General features: G+C 44.2%; 13 protein-coding genes. 8 read left to right on the top strand and 5 right to left on the bottom strand.

Annotation, left to right across the window (positions count from 1 at the left end; all coding sequences use genetic code 11):
• Nucleotides 1–5: 5 nt before the first annotated feature.
• From DQM55_RS02980 to DQM55_RS02965, 4 genes are all read right to left on the bottom strand, one after another.
• Entirely contained in the window at nt 6–572 is a 567-nt protein-coding gene (locus DQM55_RS02980) for a GNAT family N-acetyltransferase (protein ID WP_111675410.1), read from the bottom strand.
• A gap of 264 nt (nt 573–836) precedes the next feature.
• A complete protein-coding gene (locus DQM55_RS02975) occupies nt 837–1,091 on the bottom strand; it encodes a DUF1912 family protein (protein ID WP_111675409.1) in 255 nt (84 codons plus the stop codon).
• Nucleotides 1,092–1,117: 26 nt separating this feature from the next.
• Nucleotides 1,118–2,479: a DUF438 domain-containing protein gene (locus tag DQM55_RS02970; RefSeq protein WP_111675408.1), complete on the bottom strand. Its 1,362-nt coding sequence runs from the start codon at nt 2,477–2,479 to the stop codon at nt 1,118–1,120.
• A gap of 2 nt (nt 2,480–2,481) precedes the next feature.
• Nucleotides 2,482–2,712 (bottom strand): DUF1858 domain-containing protein, encoded by a 231-nt coding sequence (locus DQM55_RS02965; protein ID WP_002894544.1) that lies wholly within the window; start codon nt 2,710–2,712, stop codon nt 2,482–2,484.
• A 254-nt stretch (nt 2,713–2,966) separates the two neighbouring features.
• On the opposite strand from DQM55_RS02965, the gene DQM55_RS02960 reads away from it, so the two are divergent.
• The 4 genes from DQM55_RS02960 to DQM55_RS02935 all read left to right on the top strand — a co-directional run bounded on the left by DQM55_RS02960 (nt 2,967) and on the right by DQM55_RS02935 (nt 8,885).
• Nucleotides 2,967–4,394, top strand: a complete 1,428-nt coding sequence (locus tag DQM55_RS02960) for a helix-turn-helix domain-containing protein (protein WP_111675407.1) — start codon at nt 2,967–2,969, stop codon at nt 4,392–4,394.
• Nucleotides 4,395–4,708: 314 nt separating this feature from the next.
• Nucleotides 4,709–6,217, top strand: coding sequence for a glycerol kinase GlpK (glpK, locus tag DQM55_RS02945; RefSeq protein WP_111675406.1), 1,509 nt, complete (start codon nt 4,709–4,711; stop codon nt 6,215–6,217).
• 68 nt (nt 6,218–6,285) lie between these two features.
• Nucleotides 6,286–8,112, top strand: coding sequence for a type 1 glycerol-3-phosphate oxidase (gene glpO, locus DQM55_RS02940; protein ID WP_111675405.1), 1,827 nt, complete (start codon nt 6,286–6,288; stop codon nt 8,110–8,112).
• A gap of 68 nt (nt 8,113–8,180) precedes the next feature.
• Nucleotides 8,181–8,885: an MIP/aquaporin family protein gene (locus DQM55_RS02935; RefSeq protein WP_111675404.1), complete on the top strand. Its 705-nt coding sequence runs from the start codon at nt 8,181–8,183 to the stop codon at nt 8,883–8,885.
• Nucleotides 8,886–9,068: 183 nt separating this feature from the next.
• Here DQM55_RS02935 and rlmD read toward each other — a convergent pair whose 3' ends face one another.
• A complete protein-coding gene (gene rlmD / locus DQM55_RS02930; protein WP_111675403.1) occupies nt 9,069–10,439 on the bottom strand; it encodes a 23S rRNA (uracil(1939)-C(5))-methyltransferase RlmD in 1,371 nt (456 codons plus the stop codon).
• Between the two features lie 55 nt (nt 10,440–10,494).
• Between rlmD and DQM55_RS02925 the strand changes: the two genes are divergently transcribed.
• The 4 genes from DQM55_RS02925 to DQM55_RS02910 all read left to right on the top strand — a co-directional run bounded on the left by DQM55_RS02925 (nt 10,495) and on the right by DQM55_RS02910 (nt 13,139).
• Nucleotides 10,495–11,271, top strand: a complete 777-nt coding sequence (locus DQM55_RS02925; protein WP_111675402.1) for an aminoglycoside 3'-phosphotransferase — start codon at nt 10,495–10,497, stop codon at nt 11,269–11,271.
• Nucleotides 11,272–11,297: 26 nt separating this feature from the next.
• The gene (gene recX, locus DQM55_RS02920) at nt 11,298–12,074 is read left to right on the top strand and encodes a recombination regulator RecX (protein WP_111675401.1); all 777 of its coding nucleotides are present in this window, start codon (nt 11,298–11,300) and stop codon (nt 12,072–12,074) included.
• An 86-nt stretch (nt 12,075–12,160) separates the two neighbouring features.
• Nucleotides 12,161–12,694 (top strand): nucleoside tri-diphosphate phosphatase, encoded by a 534-nt coding sequence (gene ntdP / locus DQM55_RS02915; protein WP_002896978.1) that lies wholly within the window; start codon nt 12,161–12,163, stop codon nt 12,692–12,694.
• A gap of 127 nt (nt 12,695–12,821) precedes the next feature.
• Nucleotides 12,822–13,139 carry a DUF960 domain-containing protein gene (locus DQM55_RS02910; protein WP_002905830.1) on the top strand — a complete coding sequence of 106 codons (318 nt, stop codon included), beginning with the start codon at nt 12,822–12,824 and terminating at the stop codon, nt 13,137–13,139.
• Nucleotides 13,140–13,413: the final 274 nt, after the last annotated feature.

Here is a 13,413-nt window from a genome sequence, read left to right as displayed (position 1 = left end):
TTCAACTAGCAACTTCTAACCTCCCACTCACTCCTCAGCAATCCATATATCAGACCATCACAACGATTGCCTTGGGCATCTTTGCGGTCTCGTATGCGAGCTTCGAGGGTGAAGCCTAATTTTGCCGCTACTCGTTGACTTTGTAGGTTATAACCAAAGCAGGACAATTCAATTTTATGTAGATTCAATTCTTTAAAAGCTAGGTCAATCAAGGCTCGCGCTGCTTCTGGTACATAACCTAGACCCCAATAATCTGGGTGTAAGGTATAGCCAATCTCCAACACATCATCTGCGTGGCGGTGATTGAAGTCAACAGAACCAATGACTTTATCGGTTCCTTTGACGACAATTCCATAACCAGCTGGGAGATTGTCCTTTTGATTGCGGTCTGGAAGGATATGCTCGAGATAATAAATCTCATCTTCCAAGGTCTGGACGGGTGGAAAGCCTGCTGGATAGGCAACCTCTGGCAGACTAGCGTAGGCATGGATATCCTCGGCATCAGCAACTGTACGGACTCGCAAGACGAGCCGATCGGTTTCTAATCGTTCTGGTAATTGTGCATGCTCCATCTTCCTACCTCGCTTTCCATAAAAAATGCCCCTGCCATCTACATGACAGGGACGAATGTGTTTATCCGCGGTACCACCCAATTTCGGGCAGAGACGCCCGCAACTTTAGTCTTTAAAACAAAAAGACACTTTTATTTCAATTTTTCATCTCATCAGCAACCAGTCTTGACACATTCGTGGACTTCTCAGCACCGCCACTTTCTGTAAAATGTGGGATTCAAAACACCTCTGATGAACCTATTCTATCACCTTTCCAGCGAAAAATCAATAATTTCTCTCCCCAAAAAGTCCATCTGGCAGGTCGTGGAAGCCTTTGCCCGCCTGATAGTTGGCAAATTTCCCTAAAAGGAACTGGTAGGCATCTAGACGACTCTCATAGCGAATGGCTGCTTCCTTGGCCCGTTCGTCCTGGTCCGCTTCATAGACTGCCTGACTCTCCTTGAGGGCCATCTCATTAATCATGACCTGGGTCTTGACCCAAGCTTCAAACTCCTGTAAAAAATCTTGTTCGTAACTCATTTTTCTCACTTTCTAACTGCAAATAGCTAGTCCAAATCTCGGTAAAAATCACTGTCAATGTCACGGAAGGGCTGAATGTCCTGTACATACTCTAGCACCCCCTGAAATTCACCAGCCTCATTTCGCACTGCTGCATAGGTCACATGGACAAACTTGCCCCGTGATTCCGACTTGAACCACATCTCAAACTTGTCCCGCTCTCCCTCACGCAGAGCCTTGAAAATCCGCCGCACCTTGTCCAAAAACTTTGGCGGGTGGCAGAGCTCGACATTGCGCCCTATCTGGGACGGCGTCCGCTTGAAAATCATCTCGTCCGCCGGCACACTGTCATTATAATACTGGAAAATATCCTCCTTATTGACAAAGGTAATCTCCATAGGCAGATGATCCAAAATCAGATTGGCCTCCGCCACCGACAGATATCCATGACCAAAAGGCTGATGGGAGTCCCGATTAAAGGCTGGCTCCTTCTTTTCCTTTGGCTTAAAGGAAATGGTGACCTGACCATCCGGCGTATCAATGACCTGCTCAAATCTCCCATCACTAGTCTGCTCCGTACTGGCTGGCGCTTCGCTTCCTTCATCAGCAGCATCCCCAGCTTCCTCCTCCGAGAATGAGTGCCGCGCAGGAATCCATTTCTCCGTTGGCTTGATGATGGCATAGCCATAAGCATCACTCTCCTCAGCAATCTTGAGCCAGTCATCCTGATGAAAGGACTCGAGGAGAATCATGAGAAGGATAGACTCTTCCTTGAAAATCATAGCTTCAAACTCAGCAGCAAAAACCTCAAACTTGTCCTGGACTTCTTCAATCGAAGTATCCGGCAGCTGCTCTGCAGCAATCTTAGCCTCTTGGAAAAGGTCCCGAATCTGGTCGTCTACCCCCCACATGACCTTGGGCGGCGAATCGTGGCCGTAGCTCTCCATGATAGGAAACATGAGCTCTTCCTTACGCTGATAGTGGATATCAAACTGCCCCACCAAACCCAGCTGACGCTGGAGTCCCTTGCGGATTTCAGGTAGAAGCTCCTCATCTTCTGTGCTTTCATAGGTAGATAGGAGCCTGCGAACCCGAATGAGGGCTGCCCGCAGCGCTAGATTTTCCTGCTTGAAGATCTGAACAGGATGGCCTGGATGGTCGGTATCAGCCACCTCTACATTCTGAATGGCTCCTTTAAAGAGGTTGGCATGGACATTGCAGAGGGACATGACATCTTCGAAGGTCACTCCCGTATCTGAGTTCATTAGCTCATGCTCCATCAGGCTAATTTCGATAGCAGACACACCAGCAAAATGCTCGTTGAAGAGCTCCTGAACGGACTCTGCAGAAGCACCGTTATGTAGGTCCAGCAAGATAGACTTGAGGACTTCAATGCGTTCAGTAGCCATTCCTAAATCCCCACCACTTCATAGCCGTTTAATTCCAGAGTTTGCTTGATTTTATTCAGGTCAATGCCATTCATACCAGCTCCTTTTTTGATAGAAACCACACGCCCGACAGTATTTCGCATGACAGGATTGGCCAGAGGCGTAAAGCCCAACTCGACCAAAACATCCAAAACTTCAGGCTGCTTCTCAATCACTTCTGCCACTGGGATAGACAAATCAATCACATTATCCATAGCTGCTCCCTCGTCGTCATTTTTCTACAATTATATCATAAAAAAGCTATCAAACTCAAAGCAAAAAAAGTGTGAGTATCTGCTCCTCTTATACTTGTTCAAAAGAAATGGAATAGCGAATTAAGATAGACATGATGACAGATTGTTTCATTGTATTATTTCCTTAGACAACGATAAGAAAATATAAAGCACATTGCTTCGTCTTTTTTCCCTTTTGTGATAAGCTAAGATTAGTGAATTGAGAGGGTTTTCGTATGTATCTTGCAGACTTAATGGAAAAGAGTGAAGCGGGGCAGTTTATTGTCCTGTCTTATTTACAGCAGCATTCTACATCCAGTTTGAAGGACGTTATGTCTGAAACAGGCTTCTCGAAAGCAACCTTGACCAAGTACATTAGCTTGATTAACGACAAGGCTATGGACCATCATGCAGCCGTATCCATCCAGCTTCAGAACGAAATGCTCAGTCTGTCCATCGGACCGGATACCAAGGGACGGGATATTCGCAGACTCTTTTTGGGCAATGCCATCAAATACCTGATTTTAAACCACTTACTCTATCATCAGCAGTTTTTAGCCCATCAATTAGCTCAGGAACTGATGATCAGTGAAGCAACACTCGGCCGTCATATATCCGGGCTAAATCAGATTTTATCAGAGTTTGAGCTATCTATCCAAAACGGCCGCTTAAAAGGTCCTGAGCACCAGATCCGCTATTTTTATTTCTGCCTCTTTCGTAAGGTTTGGTCTAGTCAAGATTGGGAAAAAGAACTTCAAAAACCAGAAAGAAGGCAGGAAGTTGCCGTCTTAGAAGAACTCTGTGGAGCCCAACTCTCTCAAGGACAGCGATTGGACTTGGCTCTTTGGGCACATATTACCCAACAGCGCCTAAGAGTCAATGCCTGTCAATTCCAAAACATCGAGCAGAAAATGCAGGGCTATTTTGAAAACATCTTCTATCAACGCTTGCATCGCCGAACAAATGATTTCTTTGCCGGACAGCACATCACTCTGAGTCAGGAAGACGGGGAAATGATGATTTTCTTTTCATTTCTGCTTTCCCATCGGATTCTGCCTCTGCACACCATGGAGTATATTCTGGGCTTTGGCGGTGAAATTGCCGGTCTGATTACGCAACTCATTCAAGAGATGAAGGGCCAGGACTTGCTTGGTGACTACATCGAAGATCAAGTGACCTACGAACTCAGTCAGCTCTGCGCCCATGTCTTTCTTTTCAAAGGCTGTCTCTTGCAAGACAAATACAAGCATGATTTGGAATTGCGCCATCCTTACTTATGGAGCGAAGACGATTATCGACAAGTGGCAGACACTATTTTTAGCAAACTGCCTATTTTCCAGCAGGGAACATCTCTGGATAAAAAGGTGTTGTGGGAATGGCTCCAGCTGATGGAGTACATTGCTGAAAATGACGGTCAAGTCATCAAGATAGGCATGGACTTAACAGATAGCTTTATCGTTGTTTCTAGGATGACAGCCATTTTAAGGCGGTACTTAGAGTACAATCGCTTTATTACGATTGAATCCTACGACCTTACCAGAAATTATGACCTCATCATCACCAACAATCCCATCCATCAGGACCAACAGATTCCCGTCTATTATTTAAAAAATGACTTGGATTTGGAAGATTTGGCTCAGATCCGTCACATGATATTTCATTGAGAAGAGGCTGGGACAAAAGTCCTAGCCTCTCAATTATCTTTGGATTGTCGAGCAAGACGCAGTGGTTGAGTGGGCTCTACTACGCTGATTTCATCAGCTTTTACAGCCCTACTCAACTGTGCGGAGGTAGGACGACGAAATCGAATTCTAACGAATTACCGATTTCTGTCCCACTCTCTTCTTTGTGATTTTCGCACAATCTCCTCAACTTTTTTTAAAATTTAAAAAAAGTTGAGGAGCAAGAAAGCGCTTTATTTTATATACTAGTTACTGTAGAGGAAACATCCTCAAGATTTTTACTAGGAGGACAGTTCATGTCACAAGAAAAATACATCATGGCCATCGACCAAGGAACTACTAGTTCCCGCGCCATCATCTTTAACAAAAAAGGAGAAAAAGTTAGCTCCAGTCAAAAAGAATTTACTCAGATTTTCCCTCAAGCTGGATGGGTTGAGCATAATGCCAATGAAATTTGGAACTCTGTTCAATCCGTTATCGCAGGTGCCTTCATCGAAAGTGGGGTAAAACCTAATCAAATCGAAGCTATCGGAATCACCAACCAGCGTGAAACAACTGTCGTCTGGGATAAGAATACTGGTCTTCCTATCTACAATGCTATCGTTTGGCAATCTCGCCAGACTGCTCCTCTGGCTGAACAACTGAAAAGCCAAGGCTATGTGGAAAAATTCCATGAAAAGACTGGTTTGATTATTGACGCTTACTTCTCTGCTACCAAGGTTCGCTGGATTTTAGATCATGTAGAGGGAGCGCAAGAAAGAGCTGAAAAGGGCGAATTGCTCTTTGGTACTATTGATACCTGGCTGGTTTGGAAATTGACTGACGGGGCTTCTCACGTGACTGACTACTCAAATGCAGCCCGTACCATGCTCTATAACATCAAGGAACTTAAATGGGATGAAGAGATTTTGGAAATCCTTAATATTCCAAAGGCCATGCTTCCAGAAGTTCGTTCTAACTCAGAAATCTATGGTAAGACTGCTCCATTCCATTTCTACGGTGGAGAAGTTCCAATCTCTGGTATGGCTGGTGACCAGCAGGCAGCGCTCTTTGGACAGCTAGCTTTTGAGCCTGGCATGGTTAAGAATACTTACGGAACTGGTTCCTTCATCATCATGAATACTGGTGAAGAGATGCAACTATCTGAAAACAACCTCTTGACAACCATTGGCTACGGTATCAACGGCAAAGTTTACTATGCCTTAGAAGGTTCTATCTTCATTGCCGGAAGTGCTATTCAATGGCTACGCGACGGTCTTCGGATGGTTGAAAATTCACCAGAATCTGAAAAATATGCTCTCAATTCTCACAATAATGACGAAGTCTATGTCGTACCTGCCTTTACAGGCCTGGGCGCTCCCTACTGGGATCAAAATGCACGTGGTTCTGTCTTTGGCTTGACCCGCGGAACCAGCAAGGAAGACTTTATCAAGGCTACCCTGCAATCCATCGCTTACCAAGTACGAGACATCATTGATACCATGCAGGTGGACGCTAAGACTGCTATTCAAGTCCTCAAAGTAGACGGCGGTGCTGCTATGAACAACTTCCTCATGCAGTTCCAGGCTGACATTTTGGGAATCGATATTGCCCGTGCTAAAAACTTAGAAACAACTGCTCTTGGTGCAGCCTTCTTGGCAGGACTGTCAGTAGGCTACTGGAAAGACTTAGACGAACTCCGCACTCTCAATGAAACAGGAGAACTCTTTGAGCCGTCTATGAATGAATCCCGTAAGGAACAACTCTACAAAGGATGGAAAAAAGCCGTTAAGGCAACCCAAGTCTTTGCGGAAATCGATGACTAATACTGATTCTTATTTTGATGATAAAGTCAGCAGAAGCAGGAAACGACTAAGTTAGAAAGTGTGTAATTATGGAATTTTCAAAGAAAACACGTGAATTATCGATAAAAAAAATGCAGGAACGCACCTTGGACCTCCTGATTATTGGCGGTGGGATTACCGGTGCTGGAGTAGCCTTGCAAGCAGCTGCAAGTGGCCTGGAGACTGGTCTGATTGAAATGCAGGACTTTGCCGAAGGGACTTCTAGCCGCTCTACGAAATTGGTCCATGGTGGCCTTCGTTACCTCAAGCAATTCGACGTAGAGGTGGTCTCAGATACAGTTTCTGAGCGTGCTGTGGTCCAGCAAATTGCCCCTCATATTCCAAAACCAGATCCTATGCTACTTCCTGTCTACGAAGAAGAGGGTGCTACTTTCAGTCTCTTCCGTCTCAAAGTGGCTATGGACCTCTATGACCTCTTGGCTGGTGTTAACAACACTCCTGCTGCCAACAAGGTCTTGAGTAAGGAAGAAGTCTTAGAACGGGAACCTGAACTTAAGAAGGAAGGCTTAGTCGGCGGTGGTGTCTATCTTGACTTCCGCAACAACGACGCACGTCTCGTGATTGAAAATATCAAACGCGCCAACCAAGACGGCGCCCTGATTGCCAACCATGTCAAAGCAGAAGGTTTCCTCTTTGACGATTCTGGAAAGATTACAGGCGTTGTTGCGCGTGACCTCTTGACGGATGAAGTCTTTGAAATCAAGGCTCGCTTGGTCATCAACACAACTGGACCTTGGAGCGACAGCGTGCGCAATCTGTCAAATGACGGTGAGCAATATTCTCAAATGCGTCCAACAAAGGGGGTTCACTTGGTGGTTGACTCTAGCAAGATCAAGGTTTCTCAGCCAGTCTACTTTGACACAGGCTTGGGAGACGGCCGGATGGTCTTTGTTCTTCCGCGTGAAAATAAAACCTACTTTGGTACGACTGACACCGACTACACTGGCGACCTAGAGCATCCAAAAGTAACACAAGAAGATGTGGATTACCTTTTGGGCATTGTCAATAATCGCTTCCCAGAAGCAAACATCACGATTGACGACATCGAAAGCAGCTGGGCAGGTCTGCGTCCTCTGATCGCAGGAAACAGCGCTTCTGACTATAACGGCGGAAACAACGGTACCATTAGCGATGAAAGTTTCAATGCACTGATTGCGACCGTTGAAAGCTATTTGGCTAAAGAAAAATCCCGTGAGGATGTTGAATCGGCTGTTATGCAACTCGAAAGCAGCACTTCTGAAAAACACTTGGACCCATCTGCTGTGTCCCGCGGTTCCAGCTTGGAACGTGATAACAATGGCCTCTTGACCCTTGCTGGCGGTAAGATTACGGACTATCGTAAGATGGCTGAAGGCGCTATGGAGCGTGTGGTTGAAATCCTCAAAGCAGAATTTGACCGCAGCTTCAAGCTCATCAACTCTAAGACCTACCCTGTTTCAGGCGGAGAGCTCAATCCAGCAAATGTGGATTCCGAAATCGAAGCATTTGCTCAACTTGGTGTCTCACGTGGCTTAGACAGCAAAGAAGCCTTCTATCTTGCAAATCTTTACGGTTCAAATGCTCCTAAAGTCTTTGCCCTCGCTCACAGTATCGAAGAAGCACCAGGTCTCAGCCTAGCGGATACCTTGTCACTGCATTATGCTATGCGTAATGAATTAGCGCTCAGCCCAGTTGACTTTTTGCTTCGCCGGACAAACCACATGCTCTTTATGCGGGATAGCTTAGATGCGATTGTAGAGCCTGTTCTGGATGAAATGGGACGATTCTACGACTGGACAGAAGAAGAAAAAGCAGCTTATCGAAAAGATGTTCAAGCTGCCCTTGCAAATAACGATTTAGAAGAATTAAAAAAATAGAAAATACGAGAAGAGGCGGTAGGCAAAACAACTGTCTGCCACCCCTTCTTTTAAATGGAGTAACATAAATGATGAAAGAAATATTTGGCGAATTTTTAGGAACACTGCTCTTGCTCCTTTTGGGAAATGGTGTAGTTGCAGGTGTGGTTCTTCCTAAAACAAAGAGTCACAATTCAGGTTGGATTGTGATTACCATGGGATGGGGGATTGCCGTTGCTATCGCTGCTTTTGTATCCGGCAACCTTGGACCAGCCCATCTGAATCCTGCCCTAACTCTCGGAGTAGCTCTGAAAGGTGATTTGCCTTGGGCATCTGTTCTTCCGTATATCCTCGCTCAATTTGCTGGTGCTATGGTCGGACAGTTCCTCGTTTTCCTACAGTTCAAACCTCACTATCTAGCTGAAAAAAATCCAGCTAACGTCCTAGGCACATTCAGCACAGGCCCAGCTATCAAAGATACCTTCTCTAACCTGATTAGCGAAATCCTTGGAACTTTTGTCCTTGTGCTGACTATCTTCGCTCTAGGACTTTATAAGCTGCAAGCAGGCATTGGCACTTTTGCAGTCGGAACATTGATTATCGGAATTGGTCTATCACTTGGTGGAACAACTGGCTACGCCCTCAACCCTGCTCGTGACTTAGGACCTCGCATCATGCACAGTCTTCTTCCTATTCCAAACAAAGGTGATGGTGATTGGAGCTATGCTTGGATTCCAGTTGTCGGACCAATTATTGGTGCCGTCCTTGCAGTCCTAGTCTTCGGTTTATTCTAATATAACTGATTGCCATTGGAGAACACTTAACGAGTGTTCTCTTTTTGTGACTAATTAATTAGGTGTGGACTAATCTTCCTATAAATCCATTGCAATCTTGACAAAAGAAAAGACTTAGCTCTGTATTAGAGAAAACTAAGTCCTTTTTAGAATGATTTATCAACTCTAGCGAGCCATTTCTAATTAATTCAAACGAGAGCTATCTCGCTTGGATAATTTCACCACTGCCTCGGTCCGAGCAGTATGCGGAAACATATCAACCGACTGGATATAGTGAACATCGTAGACCTGACATAGCTTGACCAAATCCCGAGCCAGAGTTGAGACATTGCAGGAAACGTAGACCATCTTTTCAGGTGCATAACGGACAATTGTCTCCAGCAGTTTATCGTCCAGACCAGTTCGCGGTGGGTCAACAATCAAGGCATCCGCCCGATAGCCCTCCGCATACCAGCGAGGAATAATCTCCTCTGCCGTCCCAGCCTCGTAGAGCGTATTGTCAAAGCCCATCCTTTTTGCATTGCGCTTAGCGTCTTCAATGGCCTCAGGGATGATGTCCATGCCCCTCAGAGACTTGACCCGTCTAGCAAAGGCAAAGCCGATGGTCCCAACTCCACAATAGGCATCTATCAAATGGTCTTCTTCCGTCACATCCAGCGCCTTAACCGCCTCCCTGTAGAGCACCTCTGTCTGCTCAGGATTGAGCTGATAGAAAGCTCGAGGCGACAGGGAGAACTCATAATCCAGCACTCCTTCTTGGATAGCCTCCTCACCCCAGATAATCTCTGTCTTATCTCCATAAATCTCACTGGACTTGCTCGTATGATAATTGACCGCGACTGTTTCCAACTCAGGAAATTCAGCCACTAGATCTCGAACGACTGGAGAAAAGTCCAGTTTGCGCCCTGTCACAAAAATCATCTGGACCTGACCCGTCTTTCTGGCCCTGCGAATCATGACCGTGCGTACTCCAGCTGTCTTTCTCTCATCATAGATAGGCAGCCTGTACTTTCCTAAAAGCCGAGCCACCTTATTGATGATCTTTTGCGTTACCTTGTCCTGAACCAGACAGTTTTTCAGCGAGACCAGATAGTGGGAATTCTGGGCATAGAGCCCCGCCTTGACCTCATCCTTAAACTTCCGAGTCTGAAACTGCAGTTTAGCCCGATAATAGAGCGGCTCCTGCATACCAATGGTCGGACGAATCTCGTAGTTCTCATAACCAGCTGGCGCAAATTTTTTCAAAGCCTGACGCAGCAAATCTTCCTTAAACTCCAACTGCTTGTCATAGTGGAGATGCATGATTTGACAGCCCCCACAGCTATCATAAATCTCACAAGGCGCCTCCACCCGAAATTTCGACCGTTTGTTGATGGTCAAGAGCTTGGCCTCGATGAAATTACGCTGAACCTTGGTCACCTGACAGTAGACTTCCTCACCTTTCAAAGCACCGGGAACAAAGACCAGCGTTTTCTTATAAAATCCAATCCCTTCACCATTAATCCCCATTTTTTTAATTTTCAAAGGGATTCTTTGCTTCACTTTCACATTCATGTTTCTATTATACCACGCTGCCTCGCATTAGTTGAGAATATGTTACAATAAAAGTATGAAAGCAGAAAAAATATCCCTTCCACTAGCCCAATTCCCTGAGCAAATACGAACTTATCTAGAGGGAGCCAACTTTTACGACAGCTCCTCACATTCTGCAGCCAGTGTTTTCTATGCTGATACAGGCTATTATTTGAAAATCGACCAAAAAGGCCAGTTAGCCCAAGAAGCCACACTTGCCAAATGGTTTGAAGAGCAAGGACTCGGTGTACCTGTCATTCACTACCTGACAGCAGATAAAGACTACCTGCTGACTAAAGAAGCCGAGGGCAAGGACGCCCTAGCCTTTCTCCAACAGCCGGAAGAGCTTTGCCAAACGATGGCTGCCGCACTTAAAAGACTTCACAGCATCCAACCCCAGCATTTCCCAATCCAGCATCGCCTTCAACACTACAAAGAACAAGCAGAGGAAAATTATCGGAAAGGATGCTTTTATCAAAAAGCCTTGCTGCCTCAATTTCATATCAAAAGTCGAGAGGAAGCATACCAGCTTATCCAAGAGCAGGGAAACCTACTGACGGCGGACGCCTTGATTCATGGAGATGCCTGCTTGCCTAATTTCATTCTGAAAGACGCAACAACCTTCTCCTGCTTTATTGACGTTGGCCTCGCTGGCCTTAGTGATCGCCACATTGACCTTTACTGGGCGATCTGGTCTCTTACTTATAATTTATCTGATCCTAGATACGCAGAGCTCTTTCTTGACTACTATGGCAGGAAGGATATTGATACAGACAAACTGCGCTTGATTGCTGCCTTTGAAGCGTTTGGCTAAAAGAAAGGACTTTACCAAAATCCCCTATGAAAATCACAAAAATCGAAAAGAAAAAAAGACTCTACCTCTTGGAGTTGGACGGCAGTGAAAAGCTCTATATTACAGAAGACACCATCGTCCGCTTCATGCTGTCCAAAGGAATGGAAATCACAGAGCAGGAGCTATCAGAAATTCAAAACTATGCCCAATTTTCTTACGGAAAAAATCTAGCTCTTTACCATCTCTCCTTCAAGCAAAGAACTGCTAAGGAAGTTAAAGACTACTTAACGCAGCACGACATCCAACCAGAAACCATCAGCCATGTTTTGGACAATCTAAAAAAGGATAATTGGATTAATGATAGAAAATATGCTCATTCTTTTATCCAATCCAACCTTCTCACTGGTGACAAAGGCGCTTTTGTTCTCAAGCAAAAACTCAGTCAAAAAGGGATTTCTAGCACTATTATTGAAGACGAATTGAGCCAGTTTGATTTGACTGAACTAACAGACAAGGTTGCCCAAAAGCTGCTCAGAAAATACCAGGGAAAACTGCCCAGCAAGGCCTTACAAGATAAAATTCTTCAATCCTTGATAAACAAAGGTTTTTCCTATAGTCAAGCCAAAACCGCCTATCAGCATTTGGAAATCGAAGAAGACCAAGAAAACCAGCAAGAACTGCTCTATAAAGAGCTAGACAAGCAATACCGCAAGTACTCAAAAAAATACGACGGCTATGACTTAAAACAGCGTCTGACCCAAGCTCTAGCTCGCAAAGGCTATGATTTCTCCGACATCGCCAGCGCTCTGAGAGAATATCTTTAAGATTTTCTATGAAAACTTATGCATTTCTATGAAAATATGTTACAATAAAGAAGATAAACTTATAAATTGTAGAAAGTTGGTAAGTTATGAAACTTCCAAAAGAAGGCGACTTTATTACAATTCAAAGTTATAAGCATGATGGGAATCTTCACCGCACCTGGCGAGATACCATGGTACTAAAGACAACAGAAAACGCCATTATTGGTGTTAATGACCACACACTGGTGACAGAAAGTGATGGCCGACGTTGGGTAACACGTGAACCTGCCATTGTCTATTTTCATAAAAAATACTGGTTTAATATCATTGCCATGATTCGAGACAATGGAACTTCATACTACTGCAACCTAGCCAGCCCTTACTATCTGGATAATGAAGCTCTAAAATACATTGACTATGATTTAGACGTCAAAGTCTTTGCTGATGGTGAAAAACGCCTGTTGGATGTAGAAGAATATGAACGTCACAAAAAACAGATGCACTATTCTGATGATTTGGATTTCATTCTCAAAGAAAATGTCAAAATCCTAGTTGATTGGATTAACAACGGAAGAGGTCCATTTTCAGATGCCTATGTCAATATTTGGTACAAACGTTATGTTGAACTAAAGAATCGATAAAGTTGTCAAAGAGCGTAAGCTCTTTTTCTTTTGTCTAATTCGTCCTCACCAGAGGTCAAATTCTTGCAATCTCAAGCATTTTCGGGTATCATATAAGAAAATCCAGACCGTAAGAAAGGAGTCTCCCATGGCATTTACAAATACTCTCGGCCGATATGCCAGCTTTGGCATCATGACGAGCCTCCCTGAAGAAATTATAGACTCATTCTGGTACGTTATTGATAACAATCTCAAAGGAGTCTTCGAACTTCGCCCAGTCCTCAAGTTTGAAATCATCAATAGCCAAGGAAGAGTATCTCTACGATTCTCACAAAAAAACTTCAACACTATTATTTCATTTGATTTAAACTACCAATTTGACCCTTTCTTTCCCAGAAAAGTCTACATCGTTGATAACAAGGGTAAAGAAACCATTATGCTATCTGACGAATACTCTTTGATGTAGTAAATCAAACTCAGCACATATAAAAACCTCTGAAAGCAACAAACACTGCTATCAGAGGTTTTTATCTTTAATATTACTCATCTCAAATGAAAAGTACATTTGAGCAGCTTGATACAGACTAAACTCCCAGAACACTAGACTTTAAAATCAAACTAAATCTAGTTGAATAATCAAATCCCATGCTTTCAAATAGGATTATATAAAGAGACAAGACCAGTAGTTCTAAAAGATTGTATTACTTATTAAATCCGACTATAACTAAAAGAGCTCAACA

The organism is Streptococcus sanguinis (assembly GCF_900475275.1).
Classification (GTDB): Bacteria; Bacillota; Bacilli; order Lactobacillales; family Streptococcaceae; genus Streptococcus; species Streptococcus sanguinis_N.
The sequence above is the reverse complement of the archived record's forward strand: the minus strand, read 5'-3'. Positions and strand labels throughout refer to the sequence as shown.